The 21,314-nt window shown below is 71.3% G+C and carries 23 protein-coding genes and 1 tRNA gene; 13 read left to right on the top strand and 11 right to left on the bottom strand.

Annotation, left to right across the window (positions count from 1 at the left end; translation table 11 throughout):
- The first annotated feature begins 158 nt into the window (after window positions 1-158).
- Window positions 159-1,478, top strand: a complete 1,320-nt coding sequence (gene guaD / locus NON00_RS02825) for a guanine deaminase (protein WP_256017468.1) — start codon at window positions 159-161, stop codon at window positions 1,476-1,478.
- Between the two features lie 112 nt (window positions 1,479-1,590).
- On the opposite strand, the gene NON00_RS02820 is transcribed toward guaD, so the two are convergent.
- On the bottom strand, window positions 1,591-2,589 hold the full coding sequence (locus NON00_RS02820) for an NADP-dependent oxidoreductase (RefSeq protein WP_256017466.1): 999 nt from the start codon (window positions 2,587-2,589) through the stop codon (window positions 1,591-1,593).
- A 163-nt stretch (window positions 2,590-2,752) separates the two neighbouring features.
- Here NON00_RS02820 and NON00_RS02815 point away from each other — a divergent pair, with 163 nt between their 5' ends.
- From NON00_RS02815 to glp, 3 genes are all read left to right on the top strand, one after another.
- The gene (locus tag NON00_RS02815) at window positions 2,753-3,352 is read left to right on the top strand and encodes a molecular chaperone (protein ID WP_256017463.1); all 600 of its coding nucleotides are present in this window, start codon (window positions 2,753-2,755) and stop codon (window positions 3,350-3,352) included.
- A 91-nt stretch (window positions 3,353-3,443) separates the two neighbouring features.
- Complete coding sequence (mobB, locus tag NON00_RS02810) at window positions 3,444-3,959, top strand: molybdopterin-guanine dinucleotide biosynthesis protein B (RefSeq protein ID WP_256017461.1); 516 nt, start codon at window positions 3,444-3,446, stop codon at window positions 3,957-3,959.
- A complete protein-coding gene (gene glp / locus NON00_RS02805; RefSeq protein WP_256017458.1) occupies window positions 3,947-5,200 on the top strand; it encodes a gephyrin-like molybdotransferase Glp in 1,254 nt (417 codons plus the stop codon). The genes mobB and glp overlap by 13 nt, the downstream gene beginning before the upstream one ends.
- Before the next feature lie 40 nt (window positions 5,201-5,240).
- Here the strand turns inward: glp and NON00_RS02800 are convergent, their stop codons facing one another.
- Window positions 5,241-5,408, bottom strand: a complete 168-nt coding sequence (locus NON00_RS02800; protein WP_256017456.1) for a hypothetical protein — start codon at window positions 5,406-5,408, stop codon at window positions 5,241-5,243.
- A 90-nt stretch (window positions 5,409-5,498) separates the two neighbouring features.
- Here NON00_RS02800 and NON00_RS02795 point away from each other — a divergent pair, with 90 nt between their 5' ends.
- Window positions 5,499-5,834, top strand: a complete 336-nt coding sequence (locus tag NON00_RS02795; RefSeq protein ID WP_256017454.1) for a glycosyl transferase family 39 — start codon at window positions 5,499-5,501, stop codon at window positions 5,832-5,834.
- Between the two features lie 49 nt (window positions 5,835-5,883).
- Here NON00_RS02795 and NON00_RS02790 read toward each other — a convergent pair whose 3' ends face one another.
- Complete coding sequence (locus NON00_RS02790) at window positions 5,884-6,861, bottom strand: LysR family transcriptional regulator (RefSeq protein WP_256017451.1); 978 nt, start codon at window positions 6,859-6,861, stop codon at window positions 5,884-5,886.
- A 117-nt stretch (window positions 6,862-6,978) separates the two neighbouring features.
- On the opposite strand from NON00_RS02790, the gene NON00_RS02785 reads away from it, so the two are divergent.
- From NON00_RS02785 to NON00_RS02775, 3 genes are all read left to right on the top strand, one after another.
- On the top strand, window positions 6,979-7,341 hold the full coding sequence (locus tag NON00_RS02785) for a glycosyl transferase family 39 (RefSeq protein WP_256017449.1): 363 nt from the start codon (window positions 6,979-6,981) through the stop codon (window positions 7,339-7,341).
- Between the two features lie 285 nt (window positions 7,342-7,626).
- Window positions 7,627-7,947, top strand: coding sequence for a hypothetical protein (locus tag NON00_RS02780; RefSeq protein ID WP_256017447.1), 321 nt, complete (start codon window positions 7,627-7,629; stop codon window positions 7,945-7,947).
- A 135-nt stretch (window positions 7,948-8,082) separates the two neighbouring features.
- Window positions 8,083-8,154, top strand: a tRNA-Thr gene (locus tag NON00_RS02775).
- 339 nt (window positions 8,155-8,493) lie between these two features.
- Here the strand turns inward: NON00_RS02775 and NON00_RS02770 are convergent.
- Window positions 8,494-8,979: an OsmC family protein gene (locus NON00_RS02770; RefSeq protein ID WP_256017444.1), complete on the bottom strand. Its 486-nt coding sequence runs from the start codon at window positions 8,977-8,979 to the stop codon at window positions 8,494-8,496.
- Window positions 8,980-9,059: 80 nt separating this feature from the next.
- On the opposite strand from NON00_RS02770, the gene NON00_RS02765 reads away from it, so the two are divergent.
- Window positions 9,060-9,707, top strand: coding sequence for a GntR family transcriptional regulator (locus NON00_RS02765; RefSeq protein ID WP_256017442.1), 648 nt, complete (start codon window positions 9,060-9,062; stop codon window positions 9,705-9,707).
- Between the two features lie 186 nt (window positions 9,708-9,893).
- Here the strand turns inward: NON00_RS02765 and NON00_RS02760 are convergent, their stop codons facing one another.
- Window positions 9,894-11,033, bottom strand: a complete 1,140-nt coding sequence (locus tag NON00_RS02760; protein ID WP_256017440.1) for a sugar-transfer associated ATP-grasp domain-containing protein — start codon at window positions 11,031-11,033, stop codon at window positions 9,894-9,896.
- 122 nt (window positions 11,034-11,155) lie between these two features.
- Here NON00_RS02760 and NON00_RS02755 point away from each other — a divergent pair, with 122 nt between their 5' ends.
- Window positions 11,156-11,626 carry a DoxX family protein gene (locus NON00_RS02755; RefSeq protein ID WP_256017438.1) on the top strand — a complete coding sequence of 157 codons (471 nt, stop codon included), beginning with the start codon at window positions 11,156-11,158 and terminating at the stop codon, window positions 11,624-11,626.
- A gap of 55 nt (window positions 11,627-11,681) precedes the next feature.
- Here NON00_RS02755 and NON00_RS02750 read toward each other — a convergent pair whose 3' ends face one another.
- The gene (locus NON00_RS02750; protein WP_256017436.1) at window positions 11,682-12,374 is read right to left on the bottom strand and encodes a phosphatase PAP2 family protein; all 693 of its coding nucleotides are present in this window, start codon (window positions 12,372-12,374) and stop codon (window positions 11,682-11,684) included.
- A gap of 127 nt (window positions 12,375-12,501) precedes the next feature.
- On the opposite strand from NON00_RS02750, the gene NON00_RS02745 reads away from it, so the two are divergent.
- Together NON00_RS02745 and NON00_RS02740 are read left to right on the top strand one after the other, a co-directional pair.
- Window positions 12,502-13,437: a lipid kinase gene (locus NON00_RS02745; RefSeq protein WP_256017433.1), complete on the top strand. Its 936-nt coding sequence runs from the start codon at window positions 12,502-12,504 to the stop codon at window positions 13,435-13,437.
- Window positions 13,437-14,171: a TerC family protein gene (locus NON00_RS02740; RefSeq protein ID WP_256017431.1), complete on the top strand. Its 735-nt coding sequence runs from the start codon at window positions 13,437-13,439 to the stop codon at window positions 14,169-14,171. The genes NON00_RS02745 and NON00_RS02740 overlap by 1 nt, the downstream gene beginning before the upstream one ends.
- Before the next feature lie 130 nt (window positions 14,172-14,301).
- Here the strand turns inward: NON00_RS02740 and NON00_RS02735 are convergent, their stop codons facing one another.
- Window positions 14,302-14,595, bottom strand: a complete 294-nt coding sequence (locus NON00_RS02735; protein WP_256017428.1) for a hypothetical protein — start codon at window positions 14,593-14,595, stop codon at window positions 14,302-14,304.
- 229 nt (window positions 14,596-14,824) lie between these two features.
- Here NON00_RS02735 and uvrB point away from each other — a divergent pair, with 229 nt between their 5' ends.
- Complete coding sequence (uvrB, locus tag NON00_RS02730) at window positions 14,825-17,032, top strand: excinuclease ABC subunit UvrB (RefSeq protein WP_256017426.1); 2,208 nt, start codon at window positions 14,825-14,827, stop codon at window positions 17,030-17,032.
- 130 nt (window positions 17,033-17,162) lie between these two features.
- Here the strand turns inward: uvrB and NON00_RS02725 are convergent, their stop codons facing one another.
- The 4 genes from NON00_RS02725 to NON00_RS02710 form a co-directional block, all read right to left on the bottom strand.
- A complete protein-coding gene (locus NON00_RS02725; RefSeq protein WP_256017424.1) occupies window positions 17,163-18,764 on the bottom strand; it encodes a hypothetical protein in 1,602 nt (533 codons plus the stop codon).
- A 195-nt stretch (window positions 18,765-18,959) separates the two neighbouring features.
- Entirely contained in the window at window positions 18,960-19,565 is a 606-nt protein-coding gene (locus NON00_RS02720) for a glutathione S-transferase family protein (protein ID WP_256017421.1), read from the bottom strand.
- A 63-nt stretch (window positions 19,566-19,628) separates the two neighbouring features.
- Window positions 19,629-20,279 (bottom strand): TVP38/TMEM64 family protein, encoded by a 651-nt coding sequence (locus NON00_RS02715; RefSeq protein ID WP_256017419.1) that lies wholly within the window; start codon window positions 20,277-20,279, stop codon window positions 19,629-19,631.
- Window positions 20,280-20,374: 95 nt separating this feature from the next.
- Window positions 20,375-21,148, bottom strand: coding sequence for a glycosyltransferase family 2 protein (locus NON00_RS02710; protein ID WP_256017418.1), 774 nt, complete (start codon window positions 21,146-21,148; stop codon window positions 20,375-20,377).
- Window positions 21,149-21,314 lie beyond the last annotated feature (166 nt).

Raw genomic sequence — 21,314 nt, 5'->3', positions numbered from 1 at the left:
GCCGCGGGGGGGCTCCCCGGAAGGGGCCTCAAGGGGGTTGGCCGCGCTATCGGGCGGCTTCAAGGCGGATATAGGGCACCGCCGTGGCGGATGCCGGGCTGTTTCCCTCGCTGACGCTGCGTTGCAGGATGAAAGACGACAAGGCGGGAGAACGGGGCATGGCGGCACGCGCGCTGCGGGGGGCGGCGATCAGTTTCCAGGCGGATCCCTTCCGGGTGCCGGAGGCCGAGGCGCTGCGATACTGGCCTGATGCGCTGCTGGTGGTGGAGGATGGCGAGATCGCCGCGATCGGCCCCTGGCCCGGCGCCGCCCCCGCCGGCCTGCCGCTGGAGCACTGGGCGGGCGGGCTGATCTGCCCCGGCTTCATCGATGCCCATGTCCATTACCCGCAGCTGCCGATGATCGCCGCGCCGGGGGAGGAGCTACTGGGCTGGCTGGAGCGCTACACCTTCCCCGCCGAGGCCGCCTTTGCCGACCCTGGGCACGCCGCCCGCGTGGCGCGGCTCTTCCTGCGCGAATTGCTGGCGGCGGGCACCACCACGGCGGCGGTCTATGGCACCGTCCATGCCGCCTCGGCCGAGGCGTTCTTCGCCGAATCGGCGCGATGCAACACCCGCATGATCGCCGGCAAGGTGCTGATGGACCGCAACGCCCCGGCCAATCTGCTCGACCCGCCGGGCGGCGGCATCGCCGAGAGCGCGGCGCTGATCCGCCGCTGGCACGGGCGGGGGCGGCAGCTCTACGCCATCACCCCGCGCTTCGCCCCGACCTCCAGCCCGGAGCAGCTCGCCGCCGCCGGGCGGCTCTGGGCGGAGCATCCCGGCACCTATGTGCAGACCCATCTCTCCGAGAGCCCGGCGGAACTCGCCTGGGTGCGCGACCTCTTCCCGGAGGCGTCGGATTACCTCGATGTCTATCGCCGGGCCGGGCTGACGGGGCGGCGCGCCATTTTCGGCCATGGCATCCACCTCTCGGAGGGGGAGCTGTGCCACTGCCATGCCAGCGGCAGCGCCCTGGCCCATTGCCCGAGTTCCAACCTCTTCCTCGGCTCCGGCCTGTTCCGGGCGCGGCAGGCGCGGCGCGCGGGGCGGGAGGTGGCGCTCGGCCTCGGCTCCGATATCGGGGCGGGGACCAGCCTCTGTGCCCTGCGCGGCATGGCCGATGCCTACAAGGTCTCGCGCCTGGCCGGGGAGCCCGTCTCCGCCGCCCAGGCCTTCTGGATGGCCACGCGCGGCGGCGCCGAGGCCCTGGCGCTGGAAGGGCGCATCGGCAGCCTGGAACCCGGCAGGGAGGCCGATCTCGTGGTGCTGGACCCGGCGGCGACGCCTCTGCTGGCCTTCCGCATGGGGCTCTGCGCCGATCTGGCGGAGCGCCTCTTCGTGCTGATGACGCTCGGGGATGAGCGCTGCATCCGCGCCACCTATGTGGCGGGGGGGAAAGTGTATGATCGGGAAGAGAAGGAAAGCGTTCTTTTTTGAAAAAAAAAGAACCAAAAAACTTTTTTCATTTGGCGTCCCGCCTCGGGCCTGAGGTGGGACGCCAGACTGAAAGAAAGTCTTTTTGCTTCTTTTTCTTCAGAAAAAGAAGATTCTATAATTCCACCACCAGCTTGCCGAAATTCTTCCCCTCCAGCAGCCCGATGAAGGCTTCGGGCGCGTTCTCCAGGCCCTTCACCCGGTCCTCACGCCAGCGCAGACGGCCTTCGGCGATCCAGGCGCCGCCGATGCGCGGCCATTCCACCCAGGCCTGCGGGTGGTCGTTGACGATGAAGCCCTGGAGGCGCAGCTTCTTCTTCACCAGCGCGCCGAGATTAGGGCCGGGCGGCAGGGGGCGGACATTGTAGGTCGCCACCGTGCCGCAGAAGGCGATCCGCCCGAAGGGCCGCATGCGGGGGAAGACGGCCTCCTGCACCGCGCCGCCGACATTCTCGAAATAGACGTCGATCCCCTCCGGGCAGGCGGCATCCAGCGCGGCGCCGAGGTCCCCCCGATGGTCCAGGCAGGCGTCGAAGCCCAACTCCTCGGTGACGTAGCGGCATTTCTCCGCCCCGCCGGCGATGCCGATGACGCGGCAGCCCATGGCCTTGGCGATCTGCCCCGCCACGCTGCCCACCGCGCCCGAGGCGGCGGAGACGACGAAAACCTCCCCCGGCTTGGGCCGCCCGATCTCGGTGACGCCGACCCAGGCCGTGGTGCCAGGCATGCCGAGCACGCCGAGATGGGCGCTGGGCGGCACGCCGCCCGAGGCGGGCAGCTTCACCAGCGTGCTGCCATGGGCGGCGGAATGGGTCTGCCAGCCGCGGGCGCCGCGCACCCAGTCGCCGGGGGCGAAGCCGGGGTGGTGGCTGGCCAGCACCTCGGCCACGCATTCGCCCTCCATCACCGCGCCGAGTTCCACCGGTTTGGCATAGGACGGCACGTCATCCATCCGCCCGCGCATATAGGGGTCGAGCGAGAGGACGCGGTGGCGCAGCAGCACCTCGCCCCGGCCCGGCTCGGGCAGGGGCGCCTCGGCCAGGGCGAAATGCTCCGGCCCCGGGCGCCCGGTGGGGCGGGCCTTCAGCAGGATCTGGCGGTTGGTTTCGGCCATGGCGCGCTTCCCTTCTGGAATCCTTCGGAGGAGGGTGGGGGGAAGCGGCCAGCTTGCCAAGGCCAGCTTGCCAAGCCAGGGGGAGTCCGCAAAATGCAGGCTGGCCTTCCCTGCCGGGCTGGGCCACTCCCGGAAACGCTGTGCCATAGGGATGCAGCAGAGCATGACCCTCCCGGTTCCGCCGGCTCCTGAGCTTGATCTCCTGGAACTGGAAAGGGCGCGGCTTTTCGCCCTGCTGGGCCGGTTGCTGGCGGCGCCGCCGGATGGCGCGCTGCTGGCCAATCTGCGCGCCCTGCAGGGGCGGCCGGACACCCTGCTGGGCCGGGCCTATGCCGCGCTCTCCACGGCCGCCCGCGCCACCGACCTGCCGGGGGTGGAGGCCGAGTTCCACGCCCTTTTCACCGGCGCGGCGGCCCTGCACCCGGTTTCCTCCGCCTTCCTGCCCGAGGCCCCCTCCGCGGGCGGGCCGCCGGCCGCCTTGCTGGCGGAGCTGGAGCGGCTGGGTGTCGGCCGCGCCCCCGGCGTGACGGAGCCGGAGGACCATCTGGGCGTCCTCTGCGAGACCCTGGCCGGGCTGATCGCCGGCGTCTTCCCGGCCCCGCCCGAGGAGGCCGGGCCTTTCTTCACGCGCCACATGCAGCCCTGGGCCGGGCGCTGCTTCGCCGCCCTCGAGGCGGTGGCGGAGACGCCCTTCTACCGCGCCGTCGGCGCCCTCGGCACCGCCGCGATGGAGGTCGAGGCGCAGGCCGTCCTGGCGGCCTGACCGCCCCGCGCGGGGGAGGGCCGGCGGCTTTTCAGGGCAGGCCCTTCGCCTGCCACCTTTTTTTATCGCTCCCCCCGGATAAGTATCCCCCATGCGCGTGATCGGACTGGCCGGCTGGAGTGGCGCCGGCAAGACAACCCTGCTGACCCGCCTGCTGCCGGAACTGATCGCCCGTGGCGTGAGGGTCTCGACGCTCAAGCACGCCCACCACAATTTCGACGTGGACCAGCCCGGCAAGGACAGCCACGCCCACCGCCAGGCGGGCGCGCATCAGGTGCTGGTCTCCTCCGCCAGCCGCTGGGCGCTGATGACCGAGCTGCGCGGCGCGCCGGAGCCGCCCCTGGCCGAGCTGCTCGCCCGTTTCACCCCGGTGGATCTGGTGGTGATCGAGGGCTTCAAGCGTGACGCCCACCCGAAGATCGAGGTGTTCCGCGCCGCCAATGGCAAGCCCTGGCTGCACCCGGAGGACCCGGCGATCCGCGCCGTGGTGGCGGATGTGCCGCCGCCTTCCCCCGGCCTCCCGCAGGCTGGCCTGGACGATATTCCCGCCGTGGCCGCGCTGGTGCTGGAGCATGCCGCCCCCTGGGTCGCGCCATGGGCCATCTGACGGAGGACTGCTTCGCCTGCGGTGGCGCCGCCCTGTCGGTGGAGGAAGCGGCGGCGCTGATCCTGGAGCGCGTCGCCCCCCTGCCGGGGGAGGAGATGCTGCCCCTGGCCCGCGCGCGGGGCCGCGTCCTGGCCGCCGCGCTGCATGCGCCGCATCCGCTGCCGCCCTTCGCCAACAGCGCCGTCGATGGCTACGCCATCCGCCATGCCGATCTCGCGGCGGCGGGGGAGACGCGGCTCTGCCTCGCCGGGCGGGTCGCGGCGGGGCAGGTGGCGGGGGGGGCGCTCGCGCCGGGCATGGCCTGCCGCATCTTCACCGGCGCGCCCCTGCCCCCCGGCGCCGATACGGTGATGATGCAGGAGGATGCCCGGCTGGAGGGCGAGGCCCTGCACCTGCCCCCCGGCCTGGAGTGGGGCGCCAATTGCCGCGCCGCCGGGGAGGATGTGGCGCAGGGCGCCCTGGCCCTGCCCGCCGGGCGGCTGCTGGATGCGGCGGCCATCGGCCTCGCCGCCGCGCTGGGCCAGCCGGCCCTGGCGGTGCGGCGGCGCCCGCGCATCGGCGTCTTCAGCACCGGGGATGAACTGGCCGCGCCCGGCACCCCGCTCGGCCCGGCGCGGACCTATGACAGCAACCGCTTCTCCCTGCTGGCCCTGCTGGGCGGCCTGCCGGTGGAGGCGGTGGATCTCGGCATCCTGCCCGACCGCGCGGCGGAAACCCGCGCGGCGCTGTGCGAGGCCGCCGCCGCCCATGACATGCTGCTGACCTCCGGCGGCGTCTCCACCGGGGAGGAGGACCATGTCCGCGCTGCGCTGGAGGCGGCCGGCTCGCTGGTCTTCTGGCGGCTGGCGCTGAAGCCGGGGCGGCCGGCGGCGCTGGGCGTCATCGGCGGGACGCCCGTGCTGGGGCTGCCGGGCAATCCGGTGGCCTGCTTCGTCACCTTCCTGCATCTGGCGCGGCCGCTGGCGCTGCGGCTCAGCGGCGCCAGCGCCCCGCCGCTGCCGCGCTTCGTGGCCGAGGCCGCCTTCGCGCACCGCAAGAAGCCGGGGCGGCGCGAATATCTGCGCGTGCGGCTGGTGCCGGGGCCGGGCGGCATGCCCCTGGCCCATCAGCATCCCGGCGCGGGCTCGGCCTCCCTGGCCTCCCTGGCCGAGAGCGATGCCTTCGCCGAATTGCCCGAGGCCAGCACCGGGGTGGCACCGGGGGAGCGGCTGGTGGTGCTGCCCTTCACGGGGGTATTTTAGAGAAGAGTTCTTTTTTGAAAAAAAGAACCAAAAAACTTTTTCAGTTGGGCGGCCCGCTGTGCCGGGAGATGGCGGCAGCCTGAGAAAGTCTTTTTGCTTCTTTTTCTTCAGAAAAAGAAGATAAATAAAAATATGCCAGAAGCCCTGGTTCTGCCTTCCGCCGCCTGCGTTCGGTTTCATCGGCTGGGGCGATAAGTGCTATCGTCATGAACCGATTTTCATCATCGGTTCCGCTTCCTATCTCCGCGTCAGACAAGAGCAGGCCCCGCCTGCGATCCCTGACGCAAGGAAGACGATGATGACCAGCTTCTCCGCCCTTCGTGCCCTGACCCTTGCCGCCGGCCTGGCCGTGGCCCTGCCCGGCCTCGCCCCCGGCGCGGCCCAGGCGCGTGATCTCTTCGAGAACGCCAATAACGGCTCGACCAGCAGCCTCTCCGCCTCCTCGATGGCGGTGACGCAGGCGCGCGAGGCGGCCGGCATCCCCGAGGCGGTGGGCAACAATGCTCAGGCCGATGGCAACCCGCTGGCTGCCCCGGTGAACACTTCCCGCGCCCATGGCGGCAGCATCGCCCAGCCGGTGGGCAACTCCGCCAATGCCTTTGGCGGCTTCGGCACGGGCCCGGTTCGCGGCTGACGGATGCGCGGCTGACGGATGCGCGGCTGACGGAACGGGGTGGGCTGGTTCAGCCCACCGCCTGCGGCGCATCGGCAGGCCCGGGGGAGGCATCCCCCGGGCCTTTTTCAGGGGCGCCCCTGCCGTGCAGCCCGGCCTGCCATTCGCCCAGGGCCTGGACCAGCCGCTCCGTCAGCCAGCGGCCGGCGAGGCCGGGCGGGCGGCCGCGCTCATGCACGATGTGCAGCGCCAGGGTATAGCCCTGCTGTTCCTCCAGCTGGAGCCGGTGCAGCAGGCCCTGCGCGGCGGGGCCGGCCACCAGATGCTCCGGCATGTTGCACCAGCCGAAGCCGGCGAGCAGGAAGTTCATCCGCGTGTTGAGGTCGGCGAAGCGCCAGGTGCGCTGGCTGAGCACGCCCCAGCTCCAGCCATCGCGTGGCGAGCCATCGGTGAGGACGAGCTGCACATGCTCGGCCAGGGCGGCGCGGGAGAGCGGCCCAGGCAGCGCCGCCAGCGGATGCCCGGCGGCCACCACCGGCACCATCGGCACTTCCATCAGCAGGGTCGATTCCAGATCCGGCGCGAGGTCGCGCACCGGATAGATGGCGAGCTGCACCGTGCCGTCGCGCAGGTGGCGCTCCGGCGCGCCGATGCCTTCTGTCAGCAGCGTCACCGGCAGTTCGGGGAATTGCGCGCCAAGCTCGCGCAGCGCGTTGATGGCGGGCGGCAGGGGCAGCAGCGGGTTGGCGGCGATGCTGAGTTCCGGCTCCAGCCCGCCGGCGATGCTGTCCGCCCGGGCGCGCAGCATCTCGGCGCTTTTCAGCAGGCGCCGGGCTTCCTCCAGCATGGCGCGGCCGGGTTCGGTCAGGCGCGGCAGCTTGGTGCTGCGGTCGAAGAGCTTCAGCCGGAGGTGGCCTTCCAGGGCCTGGATGCTCTGGCTGACGGCGGATTGCGCGCGGCCGAGCCGGCGGGCGGCGGCGGAGAAGCCCCCGCTATCCGCGACGGTGACCAGGACACGCAATTGGTCAAGGGTCAAAGGGTCGAACATTCATCACCTGCGCCGATAGTCACTATCACGAAACCGGCCTTAACCTCGATGGTTCGCGAGGCCATCTGGCGCGCCACGGCAGTGCCCAGGCCTGCCGGTCACACGAAAGACCTAAGAATGTTCCAGATCAAGAGCCCCTCTTCCCTTTCCCGCGCCCTGTTGCTGGCGGCCGGGGTGGCGGTGGCGGCGCCGATGCTGGCCCTGGGGCTGGCCCCGGGGCAGGCCCAGGCGCGCGACCTCGCCGAGAATGCCAATAACGGCTCTTCCACCGGCAATCCTTTCGCCTACTCGATGGCGGTGACGCAGCCGCGCGAGGCGGCGGGTATCCCCGAGGCGGTCGGCAACAACGCCCAGGCCACCGGCAACCCCCAGGCGGCGGGGGTGGCGACCACCCGCGCCCAGGGTGGCCCGGCGCTTCAGGCGGTGGGCAATTCGGCCAATGCCTTTGGCGGCTTCGGCACGGGCCCCGCGCGGGGCTGAGCGGCCGTCTGGCAAGACGCGCGCGGTCTTGAGGGGGGCTTTGCCCCTCTCCGCGCCTGTTCGGCGGTGCCGCCAAAGGCCGGGGCCTTGGGAAACCCATCCGGGTCTCTCCCTCCCGCCCCGGGCTGATGTTTGGCGGGCCCGGGCTGCTCCTGCGCGGCCCGGGCATGCCTGCCTCCCACCTCTGTTTCCTGCCCGGGGGTGGTTCCGGCACGATCTCTGGTTGACCGGCCCCTGCCTCTCATGGCTCAGAGGCGGCCACAGCAACAGACAGGCAAGGTTTTCATGAAGCTCAGAATGGCCGGGGCCGATGGCGTGTTCGTGACGATCCCGGAGGGGCGCTACGGCATGCAGGGGCGCAATGGCCGCATGGTGGCGATTCGCCGCGGTGCCATGGGCCTGCAGGGCAGCGACGGGCATATGGTCGCGGTCCTCAGCGGCATGCTGACCACCGAGGGGCCGGATGGCCGCCTCTGCGCCTATCGCGAGGGCGATGAGGTGAAGATCGACCGCCATGGGCGGGCGGTGCGTATTCCCAAGGGCTGCACCTGGTCCGAGGATGAGGAAGGCCGCATCACGGTGGCCGAGTTGGAGGCCGGCGGCTGAGGCCGCGATGAGGGGGGAGGGGTTGAAATTCCTCCCCGAAGGCTGGAAAAGGAGGCGCCCGGCGGCATGATGCGGTGAATCGCGTCATCTGGCGGGCTGTGGGGGCGCCAGACCGGCATCCCCGCCGCGCGATGCGCCGGGTTAGCACAGCGGTAGTGCAGCGGTTTTGTAAACCGAAGGTCGGGGGTTCGATCCCCTCACCCGGCAAGCCACTCAGCCGATTCCATCCACAGGCCGGCTTTTGCTGCGGATCCTTTTGGGCGCGGCGTGCCAGCCTCGCAAGCCGGACTTGCGGCCACCGCCTCCGGTTGCCTAGGGTCTGGGTGCTCTGGCCCTCTTGCGCACAAGTATTCCCGGCCGGTCCATTCCGGGGCTGCTTTAAAAGGAGGGACTGGGACCGGGTTCAGTCGCGGGGTTCTCGCTCCCGCGGCCAGGGCGTTCCGCATGGCGGTGGCGGCTTGGCCTGTCGGCCGCCAGCGGCGCGCCACCAGGGCCACAGCCCGCCCGTTTCGCCGGAGAGCGGCAACGGGCAGGGCGGCACTCCCCTCAGCCGGCCGCGCCCTCCGTGACGAAGACCGGCTGGTGCAGCACCGGGAAATTCACCGAGCGGGCGACGAAGCACATGGCATGCGCCGTGTGGTGCAGCGCCTCGGCCTCGGCCAGGTCGCTGCCCGGGGCCAGGGTGACGCGCGGGCGCAGAGTCACCTCCGTGAACTGCCCGGCGCCGCTGGCCTCTTCCAGCATGGTGCCTTCCGCCGCGTCCTCATAGCCCGTCACCACGACGCCGGCGCCGGCGCAGAGCCCCAGATACCAGAGCTTGTGGCAGGCCGAGAGCGAGGCCAGCAGCAGCTCCTCCGGATTCCAGCGCGCGGGGTCGCCGCGGAAGCTGGGGTCGGAGGAGCCTTCGATCGGTGGCTTGCCCGCGGCGGTGATGCGGTGCGCCCGGCGATAGCCGCGATACGTGGCGGTGCCCGCCCCTTCATTGCCCGTCCAGAGCACCGTGACGGCGTAGTGGTGCAGCTTCTCGGCCATGGCTGGTTCCTGCGGTCTGAATTGGATACATGTTGCCAATCTTTCCGCCCCGCCGCAAGATATCCCCGAAGGAGACCAGGATGCTGAAGGCACAGACCACGCAGGATCTGGTGGTGGAGGCCCTGCGCGCCGATATCGCCCAGGGCCGCATCCCCCCCGGCGCCGCCCTCCGCCAGGAAGACCTCGCGGCGCGCTTCGCCGTCAGCCGCATTCCCATCCGCGAGGCGCTGCGGCGGCTGGAGAGCGAGGGGCTGGTGCGGGTCTTCCCCAATCGCGGCGCCTTCGTCGTCGAACTCTCCCCGGCGGAGATCCAGGAGATCACCGACCTGCGCGCCATGGTGGAGGCGGATCTGGCCTGCCGCGCCGTGCCGCGCCTGACGGAGGCGGCGCTGGCCCGCATCGCCACCAGCCTGGAGGTGGCCGAGCGCGCCGCCGCGACCCTGGACTGGTCGGCGACCGATCGCGCCTTCCATGCCAGCCTCTATGCCCCGGCGGAGCGGCCGCGCCAGCTGGCCCTGGCCATGGGCCTGCGCGGGGAGGTGGAGCGCTACGCGGCGCTCTACCGCCACCTGCCGGAGGGGCGGGAATCCTGGCTGCGCGACCACCGCGCCATTGCCGCGGCCTTCGCCCGGCGCGATGCGGTGGCGGCGCGCGACCTCGTGGCGGCGCATGTCGCGGCGGCGGGGGCCTTCCTGATCGCGGCCCATGCGGCGGGCCACCGGGGTTGAGGGGGCTTTGCCCCCTCAAACTCCCCCCTTCTTTCCCTTGGGCAGGGGACGGGGTCCCCTGCACCCGCCATGAGAAAGGGTTTCCAAAGGCCTCAGGCCTTTGGTGGCTGCGCGGCACTGCCGCGCAGGTGCAGAGAGGGGCGAAGCCCCTCTCAAGAGCAAGCGCCGGGTTTTCGAACGGGGTTCTCAGGCGGGCGCCATGTCCCGCGCCAGATCGTCCGGGGTCGCGTCCGGCCCCGTCACATCCAGCAGCCCATAGGCCTCATAGAAGGCGCGGATCGCCGGGTCGGCCAGCAGCGGGCCATGCACCTGGAAGACATCCAGCCCGCTATGGCTGTTGCCCTCGATGATCGCCGGGCCTTCCGGCGTCAGCGCGATGTCCCAGCCGACATGCCGCAGGAAGGGCAGCCGGGCGAAAGGCGCCAGGGCCAGCGCCACCACCTCCGGCCAGAGCGGCACCCGCCCGCCGGCGATCGGCTGGCCGGATTCGGGGTGCGCCGCCACCGGCTCCGTCCAGCCATCGGCGCGGCGGCGCACGCCGGGCAGGATCACCCCCTCCGCCCGGTCCAGCGGGAAGGAGAGGCCGCCGCGCGCGAAATTGTCGATATCGCCGGAGGTGGTGGTGCCCACCCGCAGCGCCGCCGCCGCCAGGAAGGGCGTGCCGCTCCCCGGCGCGCGCAGCACCAGCAGGCGCAGCGTGTTGGTGGTGCCGGGGTGCAGCGCCGCCAGCGCCGGGTGCTGCGCCAGCCCGAGGGTGACGAGATAATCCACCCCGCTCGCCGCCAGCCGGGCCAGGAAGGCCTCGCCGCTGAAGCGCCGGCCGTTCCACAGCACCGCCCCGCCGCCCATCCAGGCGCGGCGCAGGCCCCAGCCCATCGCCCCCTGCGCCGGCTTGGCATAGACCTCCACCGGCGTGGCGCCGTGCAGCGCCGCCGCCCAGCCCGGGGAGAGGCTGCGCGCCGCGCCGCGGTCATAGAGCGCGGCCAGGATCTCCGGCTGGCGGGCGTGGCCCTCCAGCAGCCGGGCCAGGGCCAGCTTGTCATCCAGCAGCGCCGCCTGCGGCCCGTTGATGGCGCGGGCCAGCCGGCGCTGCAGGTCGCTCACGAAGCCCGCCATGCCGTGGCGCGGCATGTCGAGCAGCCGCCATTTGTCGGCCAGGAAGCCGCGCGCCCAGAGCCGCGCCCGCAATTCCGGTGCCAGGTCGGGCTGCAACCCCGCATTCTTGCGCGCCATGGCACGCAGCACGCCGGCCAGCAGCGCCTCGGCCGGGATGTCCTCCTGGCGGCTGTCATGGCGCAGCACGGCATTCAGGCGGGCAAGATTCATGCGGTGGGCTCCGGCAAGGGGCGGTGGATTCCGCGCCTGATTCGCAAATGCCTTGCGCTGGATCAAGGCGAGGCCCCGCCGGGCGGCGCAACCTTGGCGGGCAACGCAAGGAAGACACCGCCATGTCCGCTGGCCTCTCCGACTCCCGCTCCTTCGGCGCGCCGGGCGCCCGTGGCGGGCTGCGCCGCCTGATCGGCCCCGTGCTGCTGCCGCGCGCCTTCGACCTGACCAACCCGATGAACATCATCCGGATCCTGGCCGGGCTCTACTACGCGCCGCATGTCTGGCAGAAGCTCTCCGGCATCGAGGCCTCGCTGGCCTTCTTCGGCAAGGCCGGGCTGGTGCCGGCGCCGCTCTTCCTCGGCCTCGCCCTGCTCTGCGAGGGGGCGGCCTTCATCGGCCTCACCGCCGGGCTGCTGGCGCGCTGGGTGCCGCTGCTCTCCGCCGGCTGCATGGTCGTCGCCGCCTATGCGATGATCGAGACCCGCGGGCTGAACTGGTACTGGGCCAAGGGCGGCATCGAGTATCTGGTGTTCTGGGGCATCGTCTCGCTCGCCATCGCCCTCGACGCCTGGCGCCGCACCGAGCGCTGACAGCGCGGCGGGCCACGAGAGGCCCCGCGTGGCGCAGAGAGGGGCTTGGCCCCTCTCAACGCCTGTTCAGCAGCCAGAGCCGCAGCGCCAGCCAGCAGCCCATCGCCCAGGCGGCGCCCAGCACCCAGCCGGCCAGCACATCGCTCGGCCAGTGCACGCCCAGATAGACCCGGCTGCCCCCGGCCAGCAGCGCCAGCAGCAGCGCCGCGCCCAGGATATAGGCCTTGAGCCGCCGCCGCTCCGCCACCCCCGCCAGCAGCGTGCCCAGCGTCAGATAGGCGGCGGCGGAGAGCATGGCGTGGCCGCTCGGGAAGCTCGCCGTGTAGACCTCCGCCAGAGGCGCCACCAGATCGGGGCGGGGGCGGGCGAAGCCCTGCTTCAGCAGGAGGTTCAGCGCCGCCGCGCCGCCCAGCGACACCAGCAGCAGCACCGCCGAGGCCCAGCGGCCCAGCAGCAGCAGCGCCCCGAGCGCCAGCAGCCCGGCCAGCAGCAGCACCGCCTGGCTGCCCAGCGCCGTCAGGTCGCGCAGCGCGATCTCCAGCCAGAGCGGGCCGAGCGGGTCGGCCCTGTCCGCCGGGTTGCGCAGGCCGAGCAGGATGGCCTCGTCGAAGCGCTGCATCCCGCCGCCGCGCGTGCCGCCGGCCAGCGCGGCGAAGCCCAGCAGCCCGAGGGCGCAGCCCAGCACCGCCGCCAGCGTGGCGAATTGCCCCCAGCCGAAGTTTTCCTTCAGGATTTTCCGCCACGTCATATCCGCCAGCCTCCGCCCTTCCTGGCCAGGACGCTGCTGGCCCCCACCGGGTTGCGCATCCCGCGCCCGCGCCGCGCGTTCAGCAGGGGCATGGCAGGAAGAGGGGGGCATGGCAGGAAGAGGGGGCATGGCAGGAGGAGAGGGCAACCGCATGGCCGAGGCGCCGCAGGGTCTGGTCATCGTCAACCGGCAGGCCCGCAATGGCGGCGCCGCCATCGATGCCGCGCTGGATGTGCTGCGCGAGGCGGGGTGGCGCCTCGTGGAACATGCCTGCGCCCCCGGGGAGGGAACGGGCGAGCGGATCGAGGCCGTGATCCGCCGCCGCGCCGGGGAGGGCTTCACCGCCACCCTCCTCGGCGGTGGCGATGGCACGCTGAACGCGGCGGCGCCGGCGCTGATGGAAACCGGCCTGCCCTTCGGCATCCTGCCGCTCGGCACCGCCAACGACCTCGCCCGCAGCCTGGACATCCCGCCCGACCCGGTGGCGGCGGCGCGCGTCATCGCCGGCGGCACGCTGCGCGCCATCGACCTCGGGGAGGTGAATGGCCACCCCTATTTCAACGTCGCCAGCATCGGCTTCAGCGCCGAGCTGGCCCTGCGCCTGGGGCGGGAGGAGAAGAAGCGCTGGGGCCGGCTGGGCTATGCCCTGGCCGCCTTCCGCCTGCTGCGCCAGGCGCGGCCCTTCACCGCCTGGCTGGCGCATGGGGGGGTGACGGAGCGGGTGCGCACCATCCAGGTCTCGGTCGGCAATGGCCGCCACTATGGCGGCGGCATGACGGTGCAGAGCGATGCCCGGCCGGATGATGGCAAGCTCGATGTCTACAGCCTGGAGCTGGATCACTGGTGGCGCCTGCTGGCGCTGCTGCCCGCGCTGCGGCGCGGCACACAGGGGGAGTGGAAGGATGTGCGCGCCTTCCCCACCTTGGCCTGCGAGATCACCACCCGCCGCCCCATGCCGGTCAACGCGGATGGCGAGATCAAGACCATGACCCCCGCCCGCTTCCGGCTGCTGCCGGGGGTGGTGCGGGTCTTCGTCCCCTCCGAGCAAGGTCCAAAACCCTGATGGACACGCTTCTCGCCCTGGCTGCCGACCCCGCCGCCTGGGTGGCCCTCGCCACCCTGTTCGCCATGGAGGTGGTGCTCGGCATCGACAACCTGATCTTCATCTCGATCATCACCAACAAGCTGCCCCTGGCGCAGCAGGAGCGCGCGCGCCGTATCGGCATCGGGCTGGCGCTGGGCATGCGCCTCGCCCTGCTCGGCACGGTGGCCATCATCGTGCGGCTGACGGCGCCGGTCTTCGAGGTGTTCGGCCATGCCTTCTCCTGGCGTGACCTGATCCTGATCGCCGGCGGCCTCTTCCTGGTGTGGAAGGCCACCAAGGAAATCCACCACAGCGTGGACCCGCCGGAGGAGGGTGACATGTTCTCCGGCCGCGCCACCCTCACCTTCGGCGGCGCGGTGGCGCAGATCCTGGTGCTGGACCTCGTCTTCTCCGTCGACAGCATCATCACCGCCGTGGGCATGACGCCGCATGTGCCCATCATGGTCATCGCCGTGCTGGCGGCGGTGGCGGTGATGCTGCTGGCCGCCAACCCGCTGGCCGATTTCATCAAGGCCAACCCGACCGTGGTGATGCTGGCGCTCGGCTTCCTCATGATGATCGGCATGACGCTGATCGCCGAGGGCTTCGGCGCGCCTGTGCCCAAGGGCTACATCTACGCCGCCATGGCCTTCTCCTGCCTGGTGGAGCTGCTCAACATCCTGTCGCGGCGTGCGAAGAAGGAGAAAAAATAAATGTTCTTTTTTGGAAAAAAGAACCAAAAAACTTTTTCCGGTTGGCGTCCCGCTGTGCCGGGAGACAGCGGCAGCCTGAAAAAAAGTCTTTTTGCTTCTTTTTCTTCAGAAAAAGAAGGTTCTTCAAAAACTAGGCGACGGCGTCGAGCAGCAGCGGCAGCGCCGCCCCGGCCTCCTGCACCACGCCGAGGGGCAGGATGTCATCCCCGTCGCTCAGCAGGACCTCCAGCCCAAGCTGCCCGCGCTGCACCATGAAGGCGCTGTCCGTGCCGTCCCAGGCGCGCGGCGTCAGCATCAGGGTGATGCCGCCATCGCTGTCCACATGCGGGAAGATCGACCAATCCCCCTCCGCATGGCGCAGCGCCAGGGTCAGGCTGGTGATATCGGCCTCGCTGAGACGCGGGGCCAGGATGGGCTCGCACATTCTGTGCTCCTCTCAGCGGATCGGCCAGGGCCGGTTCGGGCTGCAACGCACCATGCGGCGAAAAGGTAAAGAACTCTTAAAGATCCTCAACCAATCACGAATAAGTTAACGGATTGCTCCCAAGGCGCGGGCAGGGCAATGTTCCCATCCTGTTCGCGCCCTGGCGGGGTCCGGCCCGCCACCCCACATGCTGCCCGCCGCTTTCTCTCCGCCCGGGGGTCCCTCGCCCATGAACCACATCATCCCCGCCGCCACCCCCTTCCTGCCGCCGAAGCGGCCGGCGCCGGCGGCCACGCGGCGCCTTCAGGTCGTCTCGCCCTATGAGCCGGCGGGCGACCAGCCCACCGCCATCACGCAGCTGGTGGAGGGGCTGCGCCAGGGGGAGCGGGACCAGGTGCTGCTCGGCGTCACCGGCTCGGGAAAGACCTTCACCATGGCCAAGGTGATCGAGCATGTGCAGCGCCCGACGCTGATCCTCGCGCCCAACAAGACGCTGGCGGCGCAGCTTTACGGGGAGATGAAGTCCTTCTTCCCCGAGAACGCGGTGGAGTATTTCGTCAGCTACTACGACTACTACCAGCCGGAAGCCTATGTCCCGCGCTCCGACACCTATATCGAGAAGGACGCGCAGATCAACGAGCAGATCGACCGCATGCGCCACTCGGCCACGCAGGCCCTGCTGGAGCGCAGCGATGTCATCATCGTCGCCTCCGTCTCCTGCATCTACGGCATCGGCTCGGTCGAGCTTTACTCGAACATGGTCATCAAGCTGCAACTGGGCAGCCGCATGGCGCGCGAGTTGCTGCTGAAGGCGCTGGTGGAGCAGCAATACCGCCGCAACGACGCCGCCTTCCAGCGCGGCACCTTCCGCGTGCGCGGCGAGACGGTCGATGTCTGGCCCTCGCATCTTGAGGACCGCGCCTGGCGCATCTCCCTCTTCGGCGACGAGATCGACGGGTTGCGCGAATTCGACCCGCTGACCGGCGAGATCGCCGGCGAGATGGAGAATATCGCCATCTACGCCAACAGCCACTACGTCACCCCGCGCCCGACGCTGCTCCAGGCCATCCGCGACATCCGCATCGAGCTGAAGCAGCAGCTGGAGAAGCTCCATGCCGAGGGCAAGCTGCTGGAGGCGCAGCGGCTGGAGCAGCGCACGACCTTCGACCTGGAGATGATGGAGACCACCGGCTCCTGCAAAGGGATCGAGAATTACTCGCGCTACCTCTCCGGCCGCGGCCCGGGCCAGCCGCCGCCGACCCTGTTCGAATACCTGCCGGAAAACGCGCTGCTCATCGTCGATGAAAGCCACGTCACCGTGCCGCAGATCGGCGGCATGTATCGCGGTGACTTCGCGCGCAAAACCATCCTCTCCGAATTCGGCTTCCGCCTGCCCTCCTGCATGGACAACCGCCCGCTGAAATTCGAGGAGTGGGACAGCTTCCGCCCTGACACCCTCTTCGTCAGCGCCACCCCCGGCCCCTGGGAGATGGAGCGCACCGGCGGCGTCTTCGCCGAGCAGGTCATCCGCCCCACCGGCCTGATTGACCCGGTCTGTGACATCCGCCCCGTCGAGGGCCAGGTGGATGACCTCCTCGCCGAGTGCCGCGTGGTGATGGGCCAGGGCGGGCGCGTGCTCGTCACCACCCTCACCAAGCGCATGGCGGAGGATCTGACGGAATACATGACGGAGGCGGGCATCAAGGTCCGCTACCTCCATTCCGATGTGGACACGCTGGAGCGCATCGAGATCATCCGTGACCTGCGCAAGGGTGTCTTCGATGTGCTGGTGGGCATCAACCTGCTGCGCGAGGGGCTGGACATCCCGGAATGCGCCCTCGTCGCCATTCTCGACGCGGACAAGGAAGGCTTTCTGCGCTCCACCACCTCGCTGATCCAGACCATCGGCCGTGCCGCGCGCAATGCCGAGGGGCGGGTGGTGCTCTATGCCGACCGCATGACCAACAGCCTGCGCAACGCGCTGGAGGAAACCGAGCGCCGCCGCGCCAAGCAGCAGGCCTACAACACGGAACACGGCATCACGCCGCAGACCATCCGCCGCCAGATCAGCGACGTGCTGCAAAGCGTCTATGAGCAGGACTATGTCACCGTCGCCCCCACGGCCGCCGAGGAGGCCGGCCCGGCCGATTTCGTGGGCAAGGATCTGCGCGCCAGCATCGCCGAGCTGGAACGCCGCATGCGCGCCGCCGCCGCCGATCTGGAATTCGAGACCGCCGCCCGGCTGCGTGACGAGATCAAGCGGCTGGAGGCGCTGGAACTGGGCCTTGCCGCCCCGGCGGGCACGCCGCTCGCGCCCAACACCGCCGGGCGTTCCCTCCAGGAGGCCACGCCGAAGCGCGGCAAGGCCGGCTGGAAGCCCAAGCCCCTGGGGCCGGGTGGCGGGGGCTATGAGCCAAAGAAAGGACGCGGAAAGTAGAGAAAATCTTCTTTTTCTGAAGAAAAAGAAGCAAAAAGACTTTTTCAGGCTGCCGCTGTCTCCCGGTATGGCGGGACACAAACGGATAAAAGTTTTTTGGTTCTTTTTTTCAAAAAAGAACCCTTTTCCCTTACCCGGCCATGGCTTCCGCCTCGGCCCGCACCAGCCGCAGGGGGGCGAGGCGCAGCACGGCGCCGGGCAGGCTGCCGCCGCGCAGGGAGAGCACGGTTTCCAGCTCCCCGGTGTCGCGCGGGTTGTCGAAGGGCAGGTCCACCACCACCGGCTGCCCGGCGGCCAGCTGCGCCACCGGCAGGACCAGCTTCGCCAGTTCCTGCGCCGGCATGCCCTTGGTGACGCGCAGCAGCAGGGCCTCGGCCGTCGCGGCGGGGGGGAGGTGTTCCACCAGGATCTCCCCGCGCAGCACCCAGCGCCCGCGCGGCAGCCGCACATAGGGGCCGAAGACCAGCGTGGCCGGCGCCTCGGCCAGCACCAGCCGCAGATCCTCGCCAAAGGGCATCAGCCGGTGGGCGGAGCGCAGCCGCGCCGGGTCCACCGGCAGGTCCGGCCCCTCCCCGGTGAAGAGGCTGCGGCGATACTGTTCCTCCACCCCGCCCAGCATCGGCTCCGGCAGGGGGGCGCCGGCCAGGGAATAGGGCGGCAGGCCCGGCGGCGGCGTGGCGCCCAGGCGGCGCTCCACCGCGGCGCGGATCAGCGCCACGTAAGGCGGCAGGTGGCGCGCCACGAAGCCCTGCCGCTCGGCCTCGGGGGCCGGCGCGGCGGGGGAGGGGGCCTCCAGCGCGGCCAGGGCGGCCTCGGCTTCCTCCTGGCTGCGCAGCGGCAGGACGCGGAAGCCCCGCCCCGCCTCCGCCCCAGCCTCCGCACCCAGGCGTGCCCGGCGGTCCAGCCCCAGCAGGGTGACATTCAGCCCCATCAGCCAGGCGGGCAGCGCCGACTGGAGCCGCAGGGAGACCAGGCTCTCCGCCCCGGCCAGCAGGCGCATCAGCTGGGTCGCATCCTCCGGCAGCACATGCGGCAGGCTGAGCGCGGCCAGCATCTGCGCGTCCTGCGCCTCATGCGCCAGGAACACGCGGGAGGGATCGGCCTGCCACAGGCGGCGATAGAGATCATGCGCGTCCACCGGCACGCGGTTCCACAGCGGCGCGAGGCCATGCAGAACGGAAACCAGCTGGCGCGGCCGGCGCAGCAGCGGGCGCGGCTCGGCGAGGGCGGCGAAGAAGCCGGGGCAGGGCAGCAGCTCCGCCGCCACGCCCAGCGCCGCCAGCGCCGCCCGCGCCGCGCCATCGCGGCAGGTGACGAGGTCGAACCCGGCATAGTCGCGATACTGCCCGGCCCGTGCCGCCCCGGCCACGCGCGCGGCGAAGGCCGCGTCCCCGGCCTCGGGCGCCACCGTGCCGGGGGGCTCGTAATAGGTGGCGCCCACGCCGAGATTCAGCAGCACCGGCCCGCCCGCCCGCGCCAGGGCGGCGATGCGCTCCACCACCCGGCCCACATCGCCATGATGGTTGAATTGCCGCATGCCGCAGACCACGACGATATCGCTGCCCGGCGCCGGCGCGTCATCCGCCACGGAGCGGACCACTTCCTCATGCGCGCCGACCGCCGCCCGCATCAGCATCCGCGCGCCGCGCAGGATCACCCGCTCGCCCAGATGCGCGGGGCGGCCCCCCACGCGGTCCGGCATCGTCAGATACGTGACCTTCAAGGCTGCCATTGGTGACCCCCGGTCCTGCGGATGATGGCACGAGTTCCCGGTTTTAGGGGGATGCGCCAGGACTGGGTAGGGAGAAGGGGAAGCCTGTGAAGTAAATCAGGAAATCTTCTTTTTCTGAAGAAAAAGAAGCAAAAAGACTTTTCCGGTCTGGCGCCCCGCCTCAGGCCATGGGCGGGACGCCAGGCCGGGCAGGGATCAGGCGCGCATGGCCAGCACGCGCCGCGCGGCGGGGCGGGCGAAGCTGGCCTCGTACCAGCGCGCCACATGCGGGAATTCCGGGTAGGTCAGGCCCCGGCCCCAGGCATCCTGCAACACCGCGGCCACGTTCAGGTCCGCCAGGGTGAAGCCCTCGGGCAGGATCCAGTCACGCGCCGCCAGATGCTGCTCCAGCAGGGCCAGGGGGCGGCGCAGGGCCTCGGCCCCGGCGGCGGCCTCCTCCGGGCGGCGCTGCTCGGGGGGGTGGAAGACGGTGTGGTAGGCCCAGCGCATGACGGGGGGCTCCAGCTCCGTCGCGGCCCAGAGCGTCCATTGCAGCACATGCGCGCCCGAGGCGCCGCCCGGCATCAGCGGCGGCCCGGCCTTGCCCGCCAGATGGAGGTTGATGGCCAGGGACTCGGTCAGCACGAGGTCGCCATCGGTCAGGGCGGGGATCTTGCCGGCCGGGTTGAGGGCCCGGAACTCCGCCGTCTTGCAGTCCGCGCCGTAGGTGACGGGGTTAAGCCGGTAGTCCAGCCCCCCCTCCTCCGCCGCCCAGATGCAGCGGAAGGCCCGGCTGCCGGGAATGCCGTGGATGGTCAGCATGAAGCGCCTCGCGTTGGAAAGGGGCGCGAGAATGCAACCGGGGATTGGTGCGGGGGAAGGGGGTCAGGTGCCGTCCATGGCGCGGCCGGCGCGGTGCCGGCGCAGCAGCAGCAGGCCGATCACGGCCGAGCCGACGAAGAGCAGCGCGGCGAGCAGCAGCTGCGAGCCCCGGTCCACCGCGATGCCGGCGCCGGCGAGGGCGAAGATGGCCGTCTGCGGCAGGTAGCCGATGGCGGAGCCGGCCAGGAAGGCGGCGGCGGGGATGCCGGCCATGCCGGCCAGCAGGTTGAGCGCCAGATTGTTGCCGATGGGCAGCAGGCGCAGCGCCAGGGTGGCGCCGAAGGGCGCGGCGGCGAGGCTGTCGCGCAGCGGGCGCAGGCGGCGGCCGAAGCGCCCGGCCAGCCGGCGTTCCGCCCAGCCGCGCCCGACGAGCCGCGCCCAGCCATAGGCCGCGCCGCAGGAGAGGATCTGCGCCACCATCGCCAGCGCCATCCCCACCCCCGGCCCGAAGGCATAGCCGCCGAGAAAGGCGATGCCCTGCCGGGGCACGCCCACGGCGGCGGCGAGGCTGCCGATGACGAGGAAGATGGCCTCCCCCCGGAAGGTGTCCTCCATGCCGAAGCGCTGCACCCAGGCCGCCGCCTGGTCCCCGCCGGGGGCGGCGCCGAGGTTGCGCAGCAGCCACCCGGCCAGCGCCAGCCCCGCCCCGAGCATCACGAGCTTCCCAAGGCTGGCGGAGACTCTCCCCTGAGGAGGTCCAGGAAGCTCAGCTTCCTGGCGGGGAGAGTTTGAGAGGGGCGGAGCCCCTCTCAAGACGCGACCTCGGCGGGTTCCGGCCGCTTCCACCGCCGCTGCAGCCACATCACGCCGAGCAGGTCGGTGATGCCGACCGCGAGCCGGTCCAGCGTCCCGTAATTCGACACCCCGCGCAGCCGCGGCCGGTGGTTGACCGGCTGGGAGACGACGCGCCCGCCCTGGCGCAGCACCAGGGCCGGCAGGAAGCGGTGCATGTGGTCGAAGGCCGGCAGGGCGAGGAAGAGCGCGCGCGGGAACAGCTTCAGCCCGCATCCGGTATCCGGCGTGGCATCGCCGAGCAGCCGGGCGCGGATGCGGTTGGCGAGGCGGGAGGAGACGCGCTTGACCTGGGTATCCTTGCGGTGGACGCGCCAGCCGGCGACCAGCAGTGGCGGGATGGCCCCGCCGGCCGCCGCGACCTCCCCCTGGGCGAAGGCCCAGAGGGCGGGGATATCGGCCGGGTCGTTCTGCCCGTCGCCATCGAGGGTGGCGATCCAGGTGCCGCGCGCGGCGCGCACACCGGAGACGATGGCGGCGGACTGCCCGCAGGAGCGCGGATGCTCCAGCACGCGCAGGCTGGGGGTCGTGGCCATCAGCCCGCGCAGCACGGCCGGGGTGTCGTCGGTCGAGCCGTCATTCACATAGACGATCTCGTGCGGCACCGTGGCCAGGGCGGCGGAGATCTCCGCCACCAGCGGGGCGATGTTCGGCGCCTCGTTGCGGACGGGCACGACGACGGAGAGGATGGGGGAGAGGATGGGGGCGGGGATGGGTTCGGCCATGGTCATGCCGGGGTTCTCGGCGGCTGCGGCGGGGCGCGGATGTTCCGGCATGGCCCGGCGGGGTAGCAGGCGGCGGGCGGGGCGGCAAGGCTTGGCGCGGCGGGCCTGGGTTGCGTGGCCCCGTGCCGGGCGGCGGGCGGACACATTCCGCGGACGCGCCCCCAGCCCGCGT

Source organism: Roseomonas sp. GC11 (assembly GCF_024437745.1).
GTDB lineage: Bacteria > Pseudomonadota > Alphaproteobacteria > Acetobacterales > Acetobacteraceae > Pseudoroseomonas.
Note: the sequence above shows the minus strand (reverse complement) of the source record. Positions and strands in the feature narration are given on the sequence as shown.